At 50.9% G+C, this 20,905-nt stretch carries 14 protein-coding genes and 2 tRNA genes; 15 read left to right on the top strand and 1 reads right to left on the bottom strand.

The genetic code is table 11. The annotated features are described in order from the left end of the window. Positions 1-4 precede the first annotated feature (4 nt). The 15 genes from H7A02_10995 (at position 5) to H7A02_10925 (ending at position 18,270) form a co-directional block, all read left to right on the top strand. Positions 5-80, top strand: a tRNA-Thr gene (locus H7A02_10995). A 99-nt stretch (positions 81-179) separates the two neighbouring features. Then, the gene (gene tuf / locus H7A02_10990; GenBank protein ID MCP5172783.1) at positions 180-1,373 is read left to right on the top strand and encodes an elongation factor Tu; all 1,194 of its coding nucleotides are present in this window, start codon (positions 180-182) and stop codon (positions 1,371-1,373) included. A gap of 23 nt (positions 1,374-1,396) precedes the next feature. Then, positions 1,397-1,472, top strand: a tRNA-Trp gene (locus H7A02_10985). Positions 1,473-1,546: 74 nt separating this feature from the next. Further along, positions 1,547-1,915 carry a preprotein translocase subunit SecE gene (gene secE, locus H7A02_10980; GenBank protein ID MCP5172782.1) on the top strand — a complete coding sequence of 123 codons (369 nt, stop codon included), beginning with the start codon at positions 1,547-1,549 and terminating at the stop codon, positions 1,913-1,915. A gap of 22 nt (positions 1,916-1,937) precedes the next feature. Next, on the top strand, positions 1,938-2,471 hold the full coding sequence (gene nusG / locus H7A02_10975) for a transcription termination/antitermination protein NusG (GenBank protein ID MCP5172781.1): 534 nt from the start codon (positions 1,938-1,940) through the stop codon (positions 2,469-2,471). Between the two features lie 127 nt (positions 2,472-2,598). Continuing rightward, complete coding sequence (gene rplK, locus H7A02_10970) at positions 2,599-3,030, top strand: 50S ribosomal protein L11 (GenBank protein MCP5172780.1); 432 nt, start codon at positions 2,599-2,601, stop codon at positions 3,028-3,030. Continuing rightward, the gene (rplA, locus tag H7A02_10965; GenBank protein ID MCP5172779.1) at positions 3,031-3,726 is read left to right on the top strand and encodes a 50S ribosomal protein L1; all 696 of its coding nucleotides are present in this window, start codon (positions 3,031-3,033) and stop codon (positions 3,724-3,726) included. It begins immediately after the preceding gene. Positions 3,727-4,046: 320 nt separating this feature from the next. Beyond that, positions 4,047-4,580 carry a 50S ribosomal protein L10 gene (gene rplJ, locus H7A02_10960; protein ID MCP5172778.1) on the top strand — a complete coding sequence of 178 codons (534 nt, stop codon included), beginning with the start codon at positions 4,047-4,049 and terminating at the stop codon, positions 4,578-4,580. Between the two features lie 48 nt (positions 4,581-4,628). Further along, positions 4,629-5,009 (top strand): 50S ribosomal protein L7/L12, encoded by a 381-nt coding sequence (gene rplL / locus H7A02_10955; GenBank protein MCP5172777.1) that lies wholly within the window; start codon positions 4,629-4,631, stop codon positions 5,007-5,009. A gap of 202 nt (positions 5,010-5,211) precedes the next feature. Beyond that, positions 5,212-9,288 carry a DNA-directed RNA polymerase subunit beta gene (gene rpoB / locus H7A02_10950; GenBank protein MCP5172776.1) on the top strand — a complete coding sequence of 1,359 codons (4,077 nt, stop codon included), beginning with the start codon at positions 5,212-5,214 and terminating at the stop codon, positions 9,286-9,288. Between the two features lie 120 nt (positions 9,289-9,408). Further along, positions 9,409-13,641 carry a DNA-directed RNA polymerase subunit beta' gene (gene rpoC / locus H7A02_10945; protein MCP5172775.1) on the top strand — a complete coding sequence of 1,411 codons (4,233 nt, stop codon included), beginning with the start codon at positions 9,409-9,411 and terminating at the stop codon, positions 13,639-13,641. 174 nt (positions 13,642-13,815) lie between these two features. Next, positions 13,816-14,187 carry a 30S ribosomal protein S12 gene (gene rpsL / locus H7A02_10940; protein ID MCP5172774.1) on the top strand — a complete coding sequence of 124 codons (372 nt, stop codon included), beginning with the start codon at positions 13,816-13,818 and terminating at the stop codon, positions 14,185-14,187. Between the two features lie 177 nt (positions 14,188-14,364). Then, positions 14,365-14,835 (top strand): 30S ribosomal protein S7, encoded by a 471-nt coding sequence (gene rpsG / locus H7A02_10935; protein ID MCP5172773.1) that lies wholly within the window; start codon positions 14,365-14,367, stop codon positions 14,833-14,835. A gap of 167 nt (positions 14,836-15,002) precedes the next feature. Beyond that, complete coding sequence (gene fusA, locus H7A02_10930) at positions 15,003-17,105, top strand: elongation factor G (protein ID MCP5172772.1); 2,103 nt, start codon at positions 15,003-15,005, stop codon at positions 17,103-17,105. Between the two features lie 607 nt (positions 17,106-17,712). Continuing rightward, positions 17,713-18,270 (top strand): hypothetical protein, encoded by a 558-nt coding sequence (locus tag H7A02_10925; GenBank protein MCP5172771.1) that lies wholly within the window; start codon positions 17,713-17,715, stop codon positions 18,268-18,270. 333 nt (positions 18,271-18,603) lie between these two features. Here the strand turns inward: H7A02_10925 and H7A02_10920 are convergent, their stop codons facing one another. Beyond that, positions 18,604-20,691 carry an elongation factor G gene (locus H7A02_10920; protein ID MCP5172770.1) on the bottom strand — a complete coding sequence of 696 codons (2,088 nt, stop codon included), beginning with the start codon at positions 20,689-20,691 and terminating at the stop codon, positions 18,604-18,606. Positions 20,692-20,905: the final 214 nt, after the last annotated feature.

The raw sequence follows: 20,905 nt of genomic DNA, 5'->3' as shown, positions 1-20,905 counted from the left end.
TTTTGCTCATATAGCTCAGTCGGTAGAGCACTTCCTTGGTAAGGAAGAGGTCACCGGTTCAAATCCGGTTATGAGCTCCAGTGTTGTGTCTGCGGGGAGTGGTCTCCGCAGGTTTTTGTTTGGTTGCGATTTTATCGTTTCTGTTTGGTTGATTGGCTTTATTTGAGAGGCGTGAACAGGTGTCGAAGGAAAAGTTTGAGCGGAATAAGCCCCACGTCAACGTGGGCACCATTGGTCACGTTGACCACGGTAAAACTACTCTGACAGCGGCATTGACTCGCGTGTGTGCAGAGGTTTGGGGTGGCACAGCGGTTGCTTTTGACGGTATTGATAATGCGCCGGAAGAGCGTGAACGCGGTATTACGATTGCAACTTCTCACGTTGAATATGACTCGCCGAATCGCCACTATGCCCACGTTGACTGTCCGGGGCACGCCGACTATGTGAAGAACATGATTACCGGTGCGGCGCAAATGGACGGTGCTATTCTGGTTTGTTCGGCGGCAGATGGTCCGATGCCACAAACCCGCGAGCACATTCTGTTGTCTCGTCAGGTGGGTGTGCCTTATATCGTGGTATTCCTGAACAAGGCTGATATGGTTGATGATGAAGAGTTGATCGAGCTGGTGGAAATGGAGGTTCGTGAACTGCTTGACCAGTACGAGTTCCCGGGTGACGAGACGCCGATCATTGTTGGTTCTGCGCTGATGGCGCTGGAAGGCCGGGATGATAACGAGCTGGGCACCACTGCTGTGAGGAAGCTGGTTGAGACGCTGGATGAATACATTCCTGAGCCAGAGCGTGCGATTGATCAGCCGTTCCTGATGCCGATTGAAGACGTCTTCTCTATCTCTGGGCGCGGTACGGTTGTGACTGGTCGTGTTGAGCGTGGTATTGTAAAAGTGGGTGACGAGATAGAGATCATCGGTATCCATAACACCACTAAAACTACCTGTACGGGTGTTGAGATGTTCCGCAAGCTGCTGGACGAAGGTCGTGCAGGCGAGAATGTGGGTGTTTTGCTGCGTGGTACCAAGCGTGACGAAGTAGAACGTGGTCAAGTGCTGGCAATCCCTGGCTCTATTACCCCGCACACCAAGTTTGAAGCGGAAGTGTATGTGTTGTCGAAAGATGAAGGTGGTCGTCATACCCCTTTCTTTAAAGGCTATCGTCCACAGTTTTACTTCCGTACCACGGATGTAACGGGCGCTTGTGAATTGCCGGAAGGTGTTGAGATGGTTATGCCGGGCGACAACATTCAAATGTCGGTGACATTGATTGCGCCGATTGCGATGGAAGAAGGTCTGCGTTTTGCGATCCGTGAAGGTGGTCGTACCGTGGGCGCTGGCGTAGTTGCCAGAATAGTTGAGTAAGGTTTGCAGTTTAAAAGCTTAGAAGGCCAGTAGTTCAATTGGTAGAGCACCGGTCTCCAAAACCGGCTGTTGGGGGTTCGAGTCCCTCCTGGCCTGCCAGCTTTTAGTGCTAGCGGTGATGACGAAAGAGGCTAAGGCCGGATAGTTGGGAAGCGAGAGGCAAAAGTAGCGAAATGAGTGCGGCGAAAGAGGAAAAGCAGTCTCAGCTGGATGGCCTGAAATGGTTGCTGGTGGCAGCATTATTGGGTGGAGCTGTTTACGGTAATTATTACTACTCGGCCGAATCCCTGCTGTATCGGGTTCTGGTGTTGGTGGTGGTTGCTGCCATTGCTGCTTTCATTGCGTTGCAAACGAGCAAAGGGCATGCTTTCTGGGCGTTGTTGAAGGGAGCCTATACGGAGAGTCGCCGGGTTGTCTGGCCAACGCGCCAGGAGCGCAACCAGACCACGCTGATGGTCGTTGCTGTGGTGTTGTTGATGTCGCTGATTTTATGGGGGCTTGACTCCCTGTTCGGCTGGCTCGCCTCGATGATCATTGGATAAATAGACGGGTAGAGAGAAAAGCATGTCAAAACGTTGGTACGTTGTGCAGGCCTATTCGGGCTATGAGAAGAAAGTTGCGGCCTCGCTGATAGGTCGTGTTGAGCTGCATAACATGGAAGATTTGTTCGGCGAAATTCTGGTGCCAACTGAAGAGGTAGTGGAAATCAAGGCTGGTCAAAAGCGCAAAAGTGAGCGCAAGTTTTTTCCGGGTTATGTGTTGGTGCAGATGGAGCTCAATGACGATACCTGGCATTTGGTAAAAGAAACACCGAGGGTGTTGGGTTTTATTGGTGGCAAGGCGGACAAGCCTGCGCCGATTTCGGATAAGGAGGCTCAGGCAATCCTGAATCGCATCCATGATTCTGAAGAGGCGCCCAGGCCGAAGACGTTGTTTGAGGCTGGTGAAGCTGTCCGTGTTATCGATGGACCATTTAATGACTTCAATGGTGTGGTCGAAGAAGTGAATTACGATAAAAGCCGGTTGCGTGTTTCGGTGACCATTTTTGGTCGCTCTACACCGGTTGAGCTGGAGTTTACGCAGGTTGAAAAGGCATAAGCATCTAACGATGCACTGTTTTTTCAGTTTGTAACTTGGTGTCTGGCGGTAAAAGGTCAGACGGGGAGCCTGAGAAAGGTGCTGGCAACAGCTCTGGAGGCGCTAACACCCATTAGGAGAAATCACAATGGCAAAAAAAATTGAAGCCTATATCAAGCTTCAGGTGGCTGCTGCTCAAGCCAACCCAAGTCCACCTGTAGGCCCTGCTCTGGGTCAGCATGGTGTCAATATCATGGAGTTCTGTAAAGCGTTTAATGCTCAGACCCAGGGTATGGAGAGCGGCGCGCCTGTTCCGGTTGTTATCACGGTTTACAGTGATCGCAGCTTCACATTCACCATGAAAACGCCACCCGCTTCTTTCCTGTTGAAAAAAGCGGCTGGCTTGAAAAGTGGCAGCGGGCGACCCAATACTGAAAAAGTGGGCAAAGTGACTCGCGCCCAGCTTGAAGAAATTGCAACGACCAAGCAGCCCGATTTAACCGCTGCTGATATGGATGCTGCGGTGCGGACTATTGCTGGTTCTGCCCGGTCCATGGGTATTGATGTGGAGGGCGTATAAGTGGCCAAGTTATCGAAGCGCGTTCGCGCGATGCGTGAAAAGATTGAAGAAGGCAAGCAATACTCTATCGAAGATGCGGTTGCCCTGCTGAAAGAATTTTCCACTGTGAAATTTACTGAAACAGTTGATGTTGCAGTGAATCTGGGTGTTGATCCTCGCAAATCAGATCAGGCGGTGCGTGGTGCAACGACGCTGCCAAACGGAACGGGTAAAACGGTTCGTGTAGCGGTATTTACCCAGGGTGAGAATGCGGAAGCAGCTAAAGCGGCCGGTGCAGATCTGGTGGGCATGGAAGATCTTGCTGATCAGATCAAGGCGGGCAACATGGATTTTGATGTTGTGATTGCCAGTCCGGATGCCATGCGTGTTGTGGGTACTCTCGGTCAGGTGCTGGGTCCCCGTGGTCTGATGCCTAACCCGAAGACCGGCACAGTGACGCCCGATGTGGTCACCGCAGTGAACAATGCTAAAGCTGGTCAGGTGCGTTACCGTACAGACAAAAACGGTATTATTCATGGTGGTATTGGTAGTGTGAGTTTTGAGCCTGCTGCTATTAAGGAAAACCTGGAAGCGTTGGTGGTGGATCTGAAAAAGGCCAAGCCCGCTTCAGCAAAAGGTATTTATCTCAAGAAGGTGGTGTTGTCGACAACGATGGGCCCTGGCTTGCTGATTGACCAGGCGTCTTTGGAAGTTTAATAGGCCAAAGCGCTTTTAGAAAGACTTAGGGGTCTGGGTGGCGAGTATGTAGTCCGTCCCCCGGGCCGTTAAAGACCGCAGGTGCCCGCAAGGGTTTAATGTGAATTTCAGATGCACTCGCAAGAGGCTCTTTTATAAGAGAAGTCATCGAAGTTGAATGCAGCGCCTGCGCAAACGGTGTGACCCGATTCAGTATTTATATTGGATTTGATCACCGAAAGGGCACCAGGCATGCCTGTTTGATAAAGGTATGCCGGGTGTGTAACCGATTGGACTCTTCATTTTGTTGGGGGAGCTAATCAAATCCAGGAGATATTCTCGTGGCATTAAATCTCGAAGACAAAAAAGCAATCGTTGCCGAGGTTAACGGAACTGCTTCCAATGCTTTGTCTCTGGTAATCGCTGACGCTCGCGGCGTCAATGTGACGGATATGACCGCTCTGCGCGCCAAGGCTCGTGAAGACAAGGTCGACCTTCGTGTGGTTCGCAACACGCTTGCGAAACGCGCTTTTGAAGGCACCGAGTTTGAATGTGTTGCTGATGCGTTGAAGGGCCCGTCGCTGTTCGGTTTCTCTATGGAGGATCCGGGTGCCGCTGCACGCCTGTTCAAGGATTTCGCGAAAGAAAACGAAAAATTTGAAGTTAAGGCGCTGTCTATTAGTGGTCAGTTGTTGGCTAAAGAGCAACTTGATGTACTCGCTAAACTGCCGACTCTGGAGCAAGCTCTGGGTCAGCTGGCAAGTGTGATGATTGCTCCGGTAACCAAACTGGTTCGTACTTTCAACGAAGTGCCAACCAAGGTGACTCGTGTTGTAGCAGCCGTAAAAGATCAGAAGCAGTCAGAGGCTGCCTGATCATCGGTATCGTTTATTTAATTTTTAACCCTATCAGGAGATTGAGTCATGGCTCTGTCTAAAGATGACATTTTAAATGCAATTGCTGAAATGAGCGTAATGGACGTTGTTGAACTTGTTGAAGCAATGGAAGAAAAATTTGGTGTTTCTGCACAGGCTGCGGTAGCTGTTGCTGCTGCTCCGGCTGCAGGTGGTGACGCCGGTGGTGCTGCAGAGCAAACAGAATTCGACGTAATTCTGGCTTCTGCCGGTGACAAGAAAGTGAACGTGATCAAAGCTGTGCGCGCCATCACTGGTCTTGGTCTGAAAGAAGCGAAGGGTCTCGTTGACGGCGCTCCTTCACCGATCAAGGAAGGCGCTTCCAAGGAAGACGCTGAAGACGCCAAGAAGCAACTGGAAGAAGCGGGCGCTACTGTCGAGCTTAAGTAAGCTCTCAGTGCAATTAGTACTGCTTGCCCGGAGTGATTCGGGCATGGGCTGGTGGGCATTTGCCCGCCGGCCCTTTCCTGTTTTCGGCCTGCTTCCGGCCGGTTTTTAACAGGAGGAACCGCCCTTAACCGGGCAGCAGATCAGCGGCTTTTGTTCAGGGCGCTACTGATCTGACCCTAAAGGTGAACATACGGGGATTGAAATGGCTTACTCTTACACAGAGAAAAAACGTATTCGCAAGGATTTTGGCAAACTGCCACAGGTGATGGAATTACCGTACCTGCTTGCGATTCAGCTAGATTCTTACCGGAGCTTTACGCAGGAAGGCGTTGCTCCCGGCGAGCGCCAAGACATAGGTCTGTGCGCTGCTTTCAAATCAGTTTTCCCTATTGTCAGTTACTCTGGCAATGCAGCATTGGAGTATGTCGACTACAGTCTCGGCAAACCCGTTTTCGATGTTGAAGAGTGTAAATTGCGCGGCGCTACTTACGCAGTGCCATTACGCGTTCGGGTGCGTCTGGTTATTTACGATAAAGAGTCCGCAAACAAGGCAATTAAGGATATCAAGGAGCAGGAAGTTTACATGGGGGAAATCCCCCTGATGACTGACCACGGCACCTTTATCGTTAATGGTACCGAGCGGGTGATTGTCTCCCAGTTGCACCGTTCGCCCGGTGTGTTCTTTGATCACGATAAAGGTAAAACGCACTCTTCAGGGAAGTTGCTCTATTCTGCCCGGGTGATTCCTTACCGTGGCTCCTGGTTAGACTTCGAGTTTGACCCCAAAGACATGGTTTATGTGCGTATTGACCGCCGCCGCAAGTTGCCGGCAACCATTCTGCTGCGCGCCTTGGGATATACCTCTGAAGAAATGCTCGACATGTTTTTCGAGACCAGCGCCTTCAAAGTGGCAAAAGACGGCTCCCTGAAGCTTGAGCTTGTCCCCTCTCGCCTGCGTGGTGAGATTGCCTCCTTTGATATCAAAGGTAAAGGCGGCAAGGTTGTTGTGGAAGAGGGTCGTCGTGTGACTGCGCGTCATATTCGACAGCTTGAAGATGACAACGTTAAATCTCTGGATGTGCCGAATGGGTATCTCTATGGTCGTCCGCTGGCGAAAGATGTTGTTAACCCCGAAACCGGAGAGCTGTTGTTTGAATGTAACACCGAGCTGACGGAAGACTCTCTGGCGGAAATAGTGGCTGCCGGCATCAATGTGATTGAAACCATCTATACCAATGACCTTGATTGTGGTTCATTCCTTGCCGATACGCTGCGCGCTGACGCTGCTCGCACCGAGCTTGAAGCGCTGGTAGAAATTTACCGGATGATGCGTCCGGGTGAACCGCCCACTAAAGAATCAGCCGAAAACCTGTTCAATAACTTGTTCTTCACCCTGGAGCGTTATGACCTGTCAGCAGTGGGCCGGATGAAATTTAATCGTCGCCTCGGCCGTGAAACTGATACTGGCGAAGGCACTCTCGACAAGCAGGATATTGTTGATGTATTGAAAACGCTGATTGATATCCGCAATGGTAAAGGCGTTGTGGATGATATTGATCACCTTGGCAATCGTCGCATTCGGTCAGTTGGTGAGATGGCGGAAAACCAGTTCCGTATAGGTTTGGTTCGTGTTGAGCGTGCGGTGAAAGAGCGGTTAGCGGTCGCCGAATCTGACGAACTGATGCCTCAGGATATGGTGAATGCCAAACCTGTTGCAGCAGCAATGAAGGAGTTTTTCGGGTCCAGCCAGCTGTCTCAGTTTATGGACCAGAATAACCCGCTGTCTGAAATTACTCACAAGCGTCGTGTTTCGGCTTTGGGACCTGGTGGTTTAACGCGCGAACGCGCCGGTTTTGAGGTGCGCGATGTGCATCCAACCCACTATGGCCGGGTTTGTCCAATTGAAACACCCGAAGGGCCGAATATTGGTTTGATTAACTCGCTGGCAACCTATGCCCGCACCAACAGCTACGGTTTTCTGGAAGCGCCTTATCGAAAAGTGGTAAATAGTAAGGTGACGGACGAGATTGAGTACATGTCGGCTATTAACGAAGCCGAGTTTGTGATTGCTCAGGCCTCTGCGAAGTTGGATAAAAACGGCAAGCTGGTAGAAGATCTGGTAACCGTGCGCCACCAGGGTGATTTTACGGTTAAACCGCCTGAAGATGTTCAGTATATGGATGTCTCTCCACGTCAGGTGGTTTCTGTCGCCGCATCAATGATTCCGTTCCTGGAGCACGATGATGCAAACCGTGCATTGATGGGATCGAACATGCAGCGCCAGGCTGTGCCGACATTGCGTGCCGAAAAGCCGCTGGTAGGCACCGGCATGGAGCGCAAGGTAGCCGGAGACTCCGGTGTCTGTGTCGTTGCCCGACGTGGTGGGGTTATTGAAAGTGTCGACGCGGGCCGGGTCGTTGTACGCGTCAGCGACAAGGAAGTAGAAGCGGGTGATGCAGGTGTCGACATTTACAACCTGATTAAATATACCCGTTCCAACCAGAATACCTGTATCAATCAGCGCTCAATCGTGCGTGAAGGTGATCAGGTGGAGCGTGGTGATATTCTCGCTGATGGTCCATCAGTGGATATGGGTGAGCTGGCTCTTGGTCAGAACATGCGTATCGCGTTTATGCCCTGGAACGGCTACAACTTCGAGGATTCCATTCTGATCTCGGAGCGTGTGGTTCAGGAAGATCGCTTTACCACAATCCATATTCAGGAACTCACCTGTGTGGCGCGGGATACCAAGCTGGGTTCTGAAGAAATTACTTCGGATATTCCTAATGTTGGAGAGTCTGCTTTATCGCGCCTGGACGAGTCAGGAATTGTCTATGTCGGTGCCGAGGTGCAGGCTGGCGATATCCTGGTGGGTAAGGTAACGCCGAAGGGTGAAACGCAGCTGACACCGGAAGAAAAGCTGCTGCGTGCAATCTTTGGTGAGAAGGCTTCCGATGTCAAAGATACCTCTCTGCGAGTGCCTTCCAGCACAAAGGGTACGGTTATTGATGTGCAGGTCTTTACGCGTGATGGTCTGGAAAAGGATCAGCGTTCACTGCAGATTGAAAAAGCGGCATTGAATCAGTTCCGCAAGGACCTCAATGACGAATACCGCATCATGGAAAACGCTACCTTCGAGCGCCTCAGTGATGCGTTTGTCGGCAGTGAAGTCGTACGGGCTGAAGGCCTTAAGAAAGGTGACAAACTGACAGCAGAAGTTGTTGCCGGATACAAGGCCGACCAATGGTTTAAAGTCCGTATGAGCGATGCTGCCCTCAACGAGCAGCTCGAAAAAGCGGAAGAGAGCCTGAAAGAGCGCCGCAAGATTCTGGATGAGCGCTTCGAAGACAAAAAGAGAAAGCTGGAAACCGGCGATGACCTCGCACCAGGTGTGTTAAAAATCGTCAAGGTTTATCTGGCGGTCAAGCGTCGTGTTCAGCCTGGCGATAAAATGGCCGGTCGTCACGGTAACAAGGGTGTGATTTCCGTGATCATGCCGGTTGAAGATATGCCTCATGACGAAAATGGTGTGCCGGTTGATGTCGTGTTGAATCCGCTGGGTGTTCCGTCCCGGATGAACGTGGGTCAGATTCTTGAAACTCACTTGGGTATGGCCGCCCATGGTTTGGGTGACAAAATTAACCTGATGATTCGCGAGCAGAAAAAAACAGCCGAGATTCGCAGTTTCCTGCAGGAAATTTACGATATAGGGGCTGGCGAAAAGGTTGACCTGAAGAGTCTTAACGACGGGGAAATCCAGGAGCTGGCGAAAAACCTGTGTAAAGGTGTGCCAATGGCAACGCCGGTCTTTGATGGCGCTAAAGAGAGTGAAATCAAAGAGCTGCTGGAACTGGCAGGGCTTGATGAAAGTGGTCAGGTAACCCTGTATGACGGTCGCACCGGTGATGCTTTCGAGCGCCCTGTTACGGTTGGCTACATGTACATGCTGAAGCTGAATCACCTGGTGGATGACAAGATGCATGCCCGTTCAACCGGTTCGTACAGTCTTGTTACCCAACAGCCATTGGGTGGTAAGGCTCAGTTTGGTGGGCAGCGCTTTGGTGAGATGGAGGTCTGGGCGCTGGAAGCCTATGGCGCTTCTTATACCCTGCAGGAAATGCTGACAGTGAAATCCGATGACGTGAATGGCCGTACGAAAATGTACAAGAATATTGTCGACGGCAATCATCAGATGGATCCAGGCATGCCCGAATCTTTCAACGTGCTGGTGAAAGAAGTTCGCTCGCTGGGTATTAATATCGAGCTGGAAACTGACTGACGACGGACACTTTAGACATCGAGTGTCGGGAAATTGCGGGTGCGGAACCGCTGGTGGTTAAACGCTAGTGGTTCCAAAGCCCAAAGGTAGCACCAACTGGAGCCAATTGGAGAAAATACCTTGAAAGACTTATTGAATTTGCTGAAGTCCGAAGATCAAGTGGGCGATTTCGATGCCATCCGCATCGGTCTGGCGTCGCCAGATATGATTCGTTCCTGGTCTTTTGGTGAAGTTAAAAAGCCAGAAACCATCAACTACCGCACGTTCAAGCCTGAGCGTGATGGTCTTTTCTGCGCCAAGATTTTTGGCCCGGTAAAGGACTACGAATGCCTGTGCGGCAAATACAAGCGCATGAAGCATCGCGGCATTGTCTGTGAGAAGTGTGGTGTTGAAGTCACCCTCGCCAAGGTTCGTCGTGAGCGCATGGCTCACATTGATCTGGCCAGCCCGGTTGCACACATCTGGTTTTTGAAATCATTGCCGTCACGGATTGGTTTGATGCTGGATATGACACTGCGCGAGATTGAGCGGGTGCTGTATTTTGAATCATTTGTCGTTACTGATCCGGGGATGACTACTCTGGAGCGTGGTCAGTTGCTGTCCGATGACGAGTATTACGAAGCGCTGGAAGAGTTCGGTGACGAATTTGAAGCGATGATGGGTGCCGAGGGTATTCAGAAACTGATGAAAGGTATCGATCTCGAAGAAGAGATCGCCACTATTCGTGAGGAAATTCCGAACACTCGCTCCGAAACCAAGATCAAAAAATTCTCCAAGCGTCTGAAGTTACTGGAAGCTTTCCTCAATTCTGGCAACAAGCCGGAGTGGATGGTGATGGAAGTCTTGCCCGTGCTGCCGCCTGACCTGCGTCCCCTGGTACCTCTGGACGGTGGCCGCTTCGCAACATCTGATCTGAATGATCTGTACCGTCGGGTGATCAATCGTAATAACCGTTTGCGTCGCCTGCTGGAACTGAGTGCGCCGGATATTATCGTGCGCAACGAAAAGCGTATGTTGCAGGAATCTGTTGACGCGTTGATGGACAATGGTCGTCGTGGCCGTGCCATTACCGGTTCCAACAAGCGCCCGCTGAAATCGCTGGCCGATATGATCAAGGGCAAGCAGGGTCGTTTCCGTCAGAACCTGCTGGGTAAGCGCGTTGACTACTCTGGTCGTTCGGTGATCGTGGTTGGTCCTACTTTGCGTTTGCATCAGTGCGGACTGCCCAAACGTATGGCGCTTGAGCTTTTCAAACCATTTATTTTCTCCAAGCTGGAGTTGCGCGGTCTGGCAACAACCATCAAGGCGGCTAAGAAGATGGTGGAGCGTGAAGAAGCTGTGGTCTGGGATATTCTCGACGAAGTGATTCGTGAGCATCCGGTGTTGCTGAACCGTGCGCCTACTCTTCACCGTCTGGGTATTCAGGCATTTGAGCCGGTACTGATTGAAGGTAAGGCGATTCAGCTGCATCCTCTGGTCTGTGCCGCCTATAACGCGGACTTTGACGGCGACCAGATGGCGGTACACGTACCGCTGACACTGGAAGCCCAGCTTGAATCGCGTGCACTGATGATGTCCACCAACAACATTCTGTCGCCAGCCAGCGGTGAACCCATCATCGTGCCTTCCCAGGACGTGGTGCTGGGGTTGTATTACATGACTCGCGAACGCATCAACGCGTTGGGTGAGGGTCGAGTCTTCGCTAACCTGGCTGAAGTTACCCGTGCATACCACAGTAAGCAGGCTGGTTTGCAAGCACGTGTAAAAGTGCGTATCACAGAAGTTGCCTTTGATGAAAACGGTGAGCGTCAGGAAAAAACCAGTATTGTGGATACCACGGTTGGTCGCGCACTGCTTTGGGAAATTGTTCCCGAGGGCCTGTCGTTTGATCTGGTGAATCAGGCGATGACCAAAAAGGCTATTTCCCGGATCATCAACCAGTGTTATCGGGTTGTCGGCCTTAAAGCGACCGTTATTTTTGCTGATCAGCTGATGTATACCGGCTTTGATTACTCCACCCGTTCCGGTGCTTCTATCGGTGTAAATGACTTTGTTATTCCCGATGAAAAAGCAGAGATCATTGAGAGTGCTGAAGCCGAAGTGGTGGAAATCGAGAGTCAGTTTGCTTCCGGTCTGGTAACCCAGGGTGAGAAGTACAACAAGGTTATCGATATCTGGTCTCGGGCGAACGACAAAGTAGCCAAATCCATGATGTCGGGTCTCAGTAAAGAGAGTGTTATCAACCGTGATGGTGAAGAAGAGCAGCAGGATTCTTTCAACTCGGTTTACATCATGGCTGATTCCGGTGCACGGGGTTCCCCCGCACAGATCCGTCAGCTCGCCGGTATGCGCGGTTTGATGGCGAAGCCGGATGGTTCGATTATTGAAACACCGATTGTGGCGAACTTCCGCGAAGGCCTTAATGTCGGTCAGTACTTTATTTCGACTCACGGTGCGCGTAAGGGTCTTGCCGATACTGCATTAAAAACGGCTAACTCCGGTTACCTGACGCGCCGTCTGGTGGACGTATCTCAGGATCTGGTGGTAACTGAGCCAGATTGTGGCACCACAGAAGGGCTGCTGATGTCGCCTGTTATTGAAGGTGGTGACATCATTGAGTCGCTGGGTGATCGTATTCTGGGTCGTGTTGTCGCCATCGATGTGATGAAACCTGGAACGGATGAAATTGCGATTCCGGCGGGCACCATGATTGATGAAAAATGGGTTGAACGCCTTGAAGCGATGAGCATCGACGAAGTTGTCGTTCGCTCGCCGATCACTTGTGAGACACGCTACGGCATTTGCTCAGAGTGTTATGGTCGTGACCTGGCTCGCGGGCATAAAATCAATGCCGGTGAAGCGGTAGGGGTTATCGCCGCACAGTCTATTGGTGAGCCGGGAACCCAGCTTACCATGCGTACTTTCCACATTGGTGGTGCGGCATCCCGGGCGTCTGCGGTGGATAATATTCAGGTGAAAATGGCGGGTTCTGTTCGACTCGTTAACGTGAAAGTGGTTGAGCGTGAAAACGGCGAACTGGTTGCAGTATCCCGTTCCGGCGAGCTTGCTCTTGCGGACGAAAACGGGCGCGAAAGAGAGCGTTACAAGCTGCCTTACGGTGCAACTATCAAGGTCAAGGATCATGCCGTTGTTGAAGCCGGTGCGGTTGTTGCGACCTGGGATCCGCATACCCACCCGATCATCACGGAAGTGGCGGGTAAGGTGGCATTCTCCGGAATGGAAGAAGGCCTGAGTATTAACAGCCAAACCGATGAGCTAACCGGTTTGACCAGCATCAGCGTGCTGGATCCTAACGAGCGGCCTGCTGCCGGTAAGGACATGAAACCTACGGTAACGTTGCTGGATGCGAAAGGTAAAGAGCAGAAGTTTCCGAACTCTACGGTACCTGCACATTACCTGTTGCCAGCCAATGCCATTCTTAGCCTTACTGATGGTGCTCATGTGGGCGCAGGTGATGTTATTGCCCGTATTCCCCAGGAAGGCTCGAAAACCCGCGATATTACGGGTGGTCTACCTCGGGTTGCCGACCTGTTTGAAGCTCGCAAGCCAAAAGACCCGGCTATCCTGGCGGAAATTACCGGCACTGTAAGCTTTGGTAAGGAAACCAAGGGCAAGCGCCGTTTGCAGATCACACCGCCAAACGGTCAACTGCTGGATGATGGCAGCACGCACTACGAAGCGCTTATTCCGAAATGGCGCCAGCTGGGTGTCTATGAAGGTGAGCAGGTGCAGAAGGGTGAAGTGATTGCTGATGGCCCGGCCAACCCGCATGACATTTTGCGTTTACAGGGTGTCAGTGCACTGGCCAAGTATATCGGTAGTGAAATTCAGGACGTTTATCGCTTGCAGGGTGTGAAGATTAACGATAAGCACATTGAAGTGATTGTTCGTCAGATGCTGCGCAAGGTGGAAATTACCGACATGGGTGATTCCTCTTTCGTTAAAGGTGAGCAGGTGGAATACACCCGTATTTTGGAAGACAACGAGAAACTGCAGTTGGAAGACAAGATTCCGGCCAAGTTCGAACGTCTGTTATTGGGTATCACCAAAGCGTCGCTGGCTACCGAAAGCTTTATTTCCGCGGCTTCCTTCCAGGAAACAACCCGTGTATTGACCGAAGCTGCTGTTACCGGCAAGGCAGACAGTCTGCGGGGTCTGAAAGAGAATGTGGTGGTTGGTCGTCTGATTCCAGCAGGTACCGGTCTGGCCTATCATGCACAGCGTCGTAAAGATCGCGATGCGCGGATGGCCGACACAGGCTCCGCCAGTGCAATCGATGTGGAAGCGGCGCTTTCAGAAGCGTTGAGTTCCCGGGAAACTGAAGAAGAGTAAGTTGAAACAGCCCGTAATTTCGACAGAGATTGCGGGCTGCTTGACTCTACAGAGCGGTATCATTAGAATGCCGCCTCCCTGAAAAGCACAGCTGTCTATGCTGACGTTCAGGTTTTTCTTTTTTTAAAGTAAAAGCTTTGTTTACAAAGCGTTTTTTAATATTGGAGTTATTGAATGGCAACGATCAACCAGTTGGTTCGTAAGCCGAGAAAACGCAAAGTCGCCAAGAGCGATGTACCAGCCTTGCAGTCATGCCCGCAGCGCCGTGGTGTTTGTACTCGTGTGTACACCACAACGCCAAAGAAGCCGAACTCAGCACTGCGTAAAGTGTGTCGTGTTCGCTTAACCAACGGTTACGAAGTAACGTCGTATATCGGTGGTGAAGGCCACAACCTGCAAGAGCACAGCGTTGTTTTGATCCGCGGTGGCCGTGTGAAGGATTTGCCAGGTGTGCGTTATCACACTGTGCGTGGCAGCCTTGATACTGCTGGTGTTAGCAATCGTAAGCAACGTCGTTCCAAGTACGGTACTAAGCGTCCTTCCTAAGCCGTTGGCTGAAAGAAGCTCGTTTTAGATTTTTTGCGTCGGTGTTGGTGGCCAGTATTGCTTGTCCGCTGATAACAGAACCGAGTAAGGCCGGGCCGTAAAGCAAGGACATAAAGTCCTGGCAGAGAGTCCCGAAACATCCTGAAGAGAAGGGCCCTGAAAAGGGTGAATTAGACTATGCCAAGAAGAAGAGTTGTCGCTAAGCGCGAAATTCTGCCGGATCCAAAGTTCGGCAATGTGACGCTAGCCAAGTTTATGAACCACGTAATGGTCAGTGGTAAGAAATCCGTAGCCGAGCGTATTGTCTACGGCGCACTGAACACGGTTCAAACCCGTTCCAGTAAAAATCCTGTTGAAGTCTTTGAAGAGGCACTTGATAACATCGCGCCAATGGTTGAGGTAAAATCTCGCCGGGTGGGTGGTGCAACCTATCAGGTTCCGGTTGAAGTTCGTCCGGCCCGCCGTACTGCCCTGGCCATGCGCTGGCTGGTAGATTATGCGCGCAACCGTGGTGAGAAATCCATGGCTCAGCGTTTGGCGGGTGAAATTTTGGATGCATCTCAAGGCAAAGGCGCTGCGGTTAAGAAGCGTGAAGACGTACACCGCATGGCTGAGGCCAACAAAGCGTTTTCTCATTATCGTTTCTGATGGTTGGAAGAGTCCCTTTTTGCATGGCTTTAACCTTGCATAAGCGGCCTCGATAACGCTTTAAATCGTAAAGATAGAAAAAAGGCGACTATTGAAAGATAGTCGCCTTTTTCTGGTTTATAATCCGGGCCTGATTTTTTTGACCTCTATTTTCAAAGGAGCCCACTGTGGCACGTAAAACACCTATCAACCGTTACCGTAACATCGGCATTTGCGCCCACGTGGATGCGGGTAAAACAACGACCACCGAGCGGGTGTTGTTCTATACCGGGTTGTCTCACAAGATTGGTGAAGTGCATGACGGTGCCGCTACGATGGACTGGATGGAGCAGGAGCAGGAGCGGGGGATTACGATTACCTCTGCGGCAACGACCTGTTTCTGGGCGGGTATGCAGCAGCAGTTCCCCCAGCATCGCATTAACATCATCGATACACCGGGACACGTTGATTTCACTATCGAAGTGGAGCGCTCGCTGCGCGTGCTGGATGGTGCTGTGGTTGTGCTTTGCGGTTCTTCCGGGGTGCAGCCACAGACCGAAACAGTCTGGCGTCAGGCCAACAAGTATCATGTTCCTCGTATGGTGTTTGTGAACAAAATGGACCGTGCCGGTGCAGACTATGTGAGAGTTATAGAACAGCTCAAGCGGCGCCTGGGAGCGAACCCTGTAGCATTGCAGATGACCATTGGTTCAGAAGAGCATTTCAGGGGTGTGGTCGATTTAGTCAAAATGAAGGCTATTATCTGGAATGAAGAAGACCAGGGGATGACCTTCAACTATGAAGAAATACCTGCTGAACTGCTGGATGAGTGCGAAATGATGCGCGAAGAGTTGATGGAAGCAGCGGCAGAAGCCAATGATGAGTTGATGGAGAAGTACCTGGAAGAGGGGGCGCTCTCTGAAGAGGAAATCAAGCAAGGTATTCGTGCCCGCACGCTGGCAAATGAAATTGTACCGGTGCTGGGTGGCTCTGCATTCAAGAACAAGGGTGTACAGGCCATGCTTGATGCGGTGGTTGAATACTTGCCAGCACCAACCGAAGTGAAAGCGATTGATGGCGAGTTGCCAAATGGCGAACATGACATTCGTGAAGCCAGTGACGATGCACCTTTTTCTGCGCTTGCCTTCAAAATTGCTACCGACCCCTTTGTGGGAACACTGACCTTTTTCCGGGTCTACTCCGGCAAGCTGGGCTCCGGTGATGCCGTGTATAACCCGGTTAAAGGGAAAAAGGAACGTATTGGCCGAATGGTGCAGATGCACGCCAATAATCGCGAAGAGATCAAGGAAGTGCTGGCCGGAGATATTGCCGCGGCTATCGGCCTGAAGGATGTCACCACCGGCGATACGCTCTGTGCCGAAAACAGTGTGATTACCCTGGAGCGGATGGAGTTTCCCGAGCCGGTGATTTCTGTTGCCGTAGAGCCGCGCTCTCAGCCTGATCAGGAAAAAATGGGTGTTGCATTGAGCAAGCTGGCTCAGGAAGACCCATCTTTTCGGGTTAGGACCGATGAAGAAACCGGACAGACCATTATCTCGGGCATGGGCGAGTTACACCTCGATATCCTGGTAGACCGCATGCGTCGTGAATTTAACGTTGAGGCCAACATTGGTAAGCCCCAGGTGGCCTACCGAGAGGCGATTCGTAACACCTGCGAAATTGAAGGCAAATTTGTGCGCCAGTCTGGTGGTCGTGGGCAATACGGCCATGTCTGGGTGCGATTTGAGCCGGCGGAAGACAGCAATGCCGAGGGCCTCGAATTTGTAAACGAAGTGGTGGGTGGCACAGTGCCTAAAGAGTACATTCCCGCCGTAGGTAAAGGTATTGAAGAGCAGATGCAGAATGGTGTGCTGGCCGGTTACCCCCTGCTGGGTTTGAAAGCCACACTTTACGACGGCTCTTTCCATGATGTCGACTCATCCGAAATGGCTTTCAAGATTGCCGGTTCGCTGGCAACCAAAAAACTGGCTCAGGAAGGTGGCGCCGTACTGCTGGAGCCAGTGATGAAAGTGGAGGTGGTCACGCCGGAAGAGAATATGGGCGATGTGGTGGGAGACCTTAACCGCCGCAGAGGGATCATTCACGGCATGAGCGACAGCGCTTCCGGTAAGGTGGTTGATGCCGAGGTGCCGCTGGCGGAAATGTTCGGTTACGCCACAGATCTGCGTTCAGCCACGCAGGGGCGCGCAACGTTCACCATGGAGTTTGAGAAATACGCCGAAGCGCCCAAGAGTGTGGCGGATGAGATTATTGCCAAGAATGGCGGCTGAGGTTTTTACTTTGGTTTTAAGGAGAGGCCGCTCATAGAGCGGCCTTTTTTCTGGAGATATGATTGCTGGACAATCAGGTTATCTAACTATCTTTCGCGATGACCGCGCAGTATTACAACAGAGTCAGCCGTCATTGAGAGGAACTGCAGGCGACGAATCAATCCAGTAATTGGAGCACAAAGATGAAGCCTGTGCGCCAGTTCGTGGGTCCGAAAACTACCCTTTCTACCGGTTTTCGCCTCCTGGCGAGTTACTTTTTCTTTGAGTGCCCAAAGAAAAAGTAACGAAAAAGAAAGGGCACCCAAATCGATTGCCCTAGTCAGGGTTCGCTGTGCTACTCGGAAAATTAACGGCCGCTGCGGAACTCGCAATTTTTGATACTCAATCAAAAAGTTGCTCATACAGTCCTCGCTACTTGTGCCATTATTTTCCTCCGTTGCTCGCCAATCTCCACGGGTTTGGTAGTGCCCTGTAGGGTTTTTGGGTTGCAGTTAGTAATGGCGTGGGACTTTATGTTGGGCGAGGAGACTATTGGTGAATGGAGAAATGAATGTTTCGCTTCAATATGGGCGGGGTGTCAAGCTGGCAAAGATGAGAAGACTGCGAAATGGGAGGTGTACAGGAAAGTTGTACCTATTTTGGTGGTAAAAATAAACTTGGTATGTTCTTGGTAGATTTTACACTGGGTCTAAATATAAGCCTTAAGGATTACCAAATGGAGTTGTCAAAAAATATCCGGAAATGGGTGGCTACAGTAATAGTTCCTCTTGCCGTCCGTATTGCTGGCTGGAAGTTCGCTGATATAAATAAGAAGGTTTGGGCATCTGATATTGTTGATGCAGAGCTTGCGCAAATTGAAAAAAAGATCAGGGGTAGAGTATATGAGCTGTCTGATTTACTTGGAGCTTACGCAGATTATTTGGGTCACCAGATTGATCACTTGAATATTGATGACGAAAATACAGAGTTAGGTAAATATGACAAAAAGACTTTAATTGCAGGTTTGTCGTCTCTTGCTGTTGAGCTAAGAGGGGCTTCAAATAATTTGAGGGCTTCGGAATTGGATCAGATGCAAAGCGCGATAAGAGAGTCGATTGAGAATATTAAAGGTACTATTCGTACAGAAGATGATACAAAAAAATCGCCCAATGAGAGAATTAAGTAGGATCAGTGTAGTTCAGTGTAAAAAAAGCGATTCTTCCCAATCCTCAGTGTGGCAATCGAGAGCGACTTAAAGGCAGCCGAGCACCGGAGAAAATGTCTGGTTAAAGCGAGGACTGTTTGAGCAAGCCTAAAGGCTTGCGAGTTCCGCAGCGGCCAGATATTTTTGAGAAGCGCAGGGAACCCGAAGGGCTGTCGACTAGGAGCTAATGGTTTTGGTAACTTTTGCCGAAACAAAAGTTACTCGCCATTAGGCGAAATCCCACAATCAAAAATGGTGCTCAATAAAAAAGCCCGCTGATTTTCACCAGCGGGCTTTCTGTTTTCTAGGCCAGAATTACTTCTTGACTTCTTTTCTCGCTTTGGTTTCAGCAATCACGGTCTCTGCTACCTGGTTGGGGCACGGCAGGTAGTGTGAGAATTCCATGGAGAACTGCCCGCGACCGGAAGTCATGGTGCGCAGGTGGCCGATGTAACCGAACATTTCCGCCAGGGGTACATCTGCTTTGATGCGCACGCCAGTAACGCCTGGTTCCTGATCCTTGATCATGCCGCGGCGACGGTTAAGGTCTCCGATAACATCACCCACGTGATCTTCCGGTGTAAATACGTCTACCTTCATGATCGGTTCGATGAGCTGTGGTCCGGCTTTGGGCATGGATTGACGGAACGCACCTTTTGCGGCGATTTCAAATGCGATAGCGGATGAATCCACAGCGTGGTATGAACCATCGTATAGCTCAACATTTACATCCAGCATCGGGAATCCGGCCAGTGGGCCTTCTTCCATCATTCCTTTAAAGCCTTTTTCAATGGCGGGGAAGAACTCTTTTGGCACGTTACCGCCCACAACGGTGGAGGTAAAGGTAAAGCCTTCGCCGGGTTCGTTAGGCTTGATGCGGTAGTCAATCTTGCCGAACTGGCCAGAACCACCGGATTGCTTTTTGTGGGTGTAGCTGTCTTCAATAGCTTTGGTGATGGTCTCGCGATAGGCCACTTGAGGCTGACCTACTATCAGCTCAACGCCGTAAGTCCGCTTGAGGATGTCGACTTTGATATCCAGGTGCAGTTCGCCCATGCCTTTGAGGATGGTTTCGCCGGAATCTTCGTCAGTTTCAACAACGAACGAGGGGTCTTCTGCGACCATTTTGCCAATCGCAATACCCATTTTTTCAGCGCCAGCCTTGTCCTTCGGTGCAACCGCGATGGAAATGACCGGCTCAGGGAAGACCATGGGTTCCAGTGTGCAGGGGTGCTTGGGGTCACAAAGTGTGTGGCCGGTTTGCACGTTCTTCATGCCGACGATGGCAATAATGTCACCAGCCCGGGCGGAACTCAGCTCAGTGCGCTCGTTAGCATGCATTTCTACCATACGACCAATACGTTCGGTTTTTCCGGTAAATGAGTTAAGGATGGTGTCACCCTTGTTCAGTGCGCCGGAGTAAATGCGAACAAAGGTCAGGGCGCCGAAACGGTCATCCATAATTTTGAATGCCAGTGCGCGCAGTGGCTCGGTTATTGAAACAGTAGCGACTTCTCCGGTCTCCTCACCCTCTTCGTTGGTCAACGGTTGCGGGTCAACTTCGGTTGGGTTGGGCAAGTAGTCAACAACGGCGTCGAGTACCAGCTGAACGCCTTTGTTCTTAAACGCTGAACCGCAATAGGTTGGGAAGAAATCCAGCGCAATAGTACCCTTGCGGATACAGCGCTTGAGGTCATCGATGGAGGGCTCTTCGCCTTCCATGTAAGCCATCATCAGGTCGTCGTCCTGCTCCACTGCAGTTTCAATCATTTGTTCGTGGTATTCGTCGACCAAATCAACCATATCCTCGGGCACATCGGTGATTTCGTAGTTCTCGGGGAGTCCTGAATTGTCCCAGATATAGGCCTTTTTGGTCATGATATCAACCACACCTTTGAACTCGTCTTCACGGCCAATGGGTAGTGTCATCACAAGTGGGTTGGCTCCCAGTACTTTCTTAACCTGGCCAACAACGCGCAAAAAGTCCGCGCCAATACGGTCAAGTTTATTAACGAAAATGATGCGAGCAACTTCTGATTCATTCGCGTAGCGCCAGTTGGTTTCTGATTGAGGCTCTACACCGCCTGAACCACAGAATACGCCAATGCCGCCATCAAGCACTTTCAGGGAGCGGTAAACTTCAACAGTGAAGTCCACGTGGCCTGGTGTATCAATAATATTGAAGCGGTGATCCTTCCAGAAACAGGTTGTGGCGGCAGACTGAATGGTGATTCCGCGTTCAGCTTCCTGCTCCATAAAGTCGGTAGTGGACTCGCCATCGTGAACTTCACCGGTCTTGTGAATCTTGCCGGTCAGTTTCAGGATGCGCTCGGTAGTTGTGGTTTTGCCCGCATCAACGTGGGCGAAAATACCAATATTTCTATAATGCGATAAATCAGTCATTTTGCTGCTCAGTTACTTAGTCAGTCGGTTAATCGAAATCTCTGTTGGAGCTAGAGTTTCTGGAGAGAAAAACGCGCGCGATTATACAGGAAATCAAGTGCTCTTATGAATAGCAAAATAGTCTATTTCGGCGTTAATTAAAAAAAACAGGGGTTAATTTGGAGTTTTTAATCAGAAAAGCGCATTTTAACGTTCGAATACCGTTGACTCTGGC

This window comes from Pseudomonadales bacterium, assembly GCA_024234435.1.
GTDB lineage: Bacteria > Pseudomonadota > Gammaproteobacteria > Pseudomonadales > Porticoccaceae > JACKOF01.
Note: the sequence above shows the minus strand (reverse complement) of the source record. Positions and strands in the feature narration are given on the sequence as shown.

Coding starts and splice junctions, on each gene's coding strand:
- rpsL (MCP5172774.1), top strand. CDS start 13,816: ATGGCAACGATCAACCAGTTGGTTCGTAAGCCGAGAAAACGCAAAGTC.
- rplK (MCP5172780.1), top strand. CDS start 2,599: ATGGCAAAAAAAATTGAAGCCTATATCAAGCTTCAGGTGGCTGCTGCT.
- rpsG (MCP5172773.1), top strand. CDS start 14,365: ATGCCAAGAAGAAGAGTTGTCGCTAAGCGCGAAATTCTGCCGGATCCA.
- H7A02_10920 (MCP5172770.1), bottom strand. CDS start 20,691: ATGACTGATTTATCGCATTATAGAAATATTGGTATTTTCGCCCACGTT.
- nusG (MCP5172781.1), top strand. CDS start 1,938: ATGTCAAAACGTTGGTACGTTGTGCAGGCCTATTCGGGCTATGAGAAG.
- H7A02_10925 (MCP5172771.1), top strand. CDS start 17,713: ATGGGAGGTGTACAGGAAAGTTGTACCTATTTTGGTGGTAAAAATAAA.
- secE (MCP5172782.1), top strand. CDS start 1,547: ATGAGTGCGGCGAAAGAGGAAAAGCAGTCTCAGCTGGATGGCCTGAAA.
- rplL (MCP5172777.1), top strand. CDS start 4,629: ATGGCTCTGTCTAAAGATGACATTTTAAATGCAATTGCTGAAATGAGC.
- rpoB (MCP5172776.1), top strand. CDS start 5,212: ATGGCTTACTCTTACACAGAGAAAAAACGTATTCGCAAGGATTTTGGC.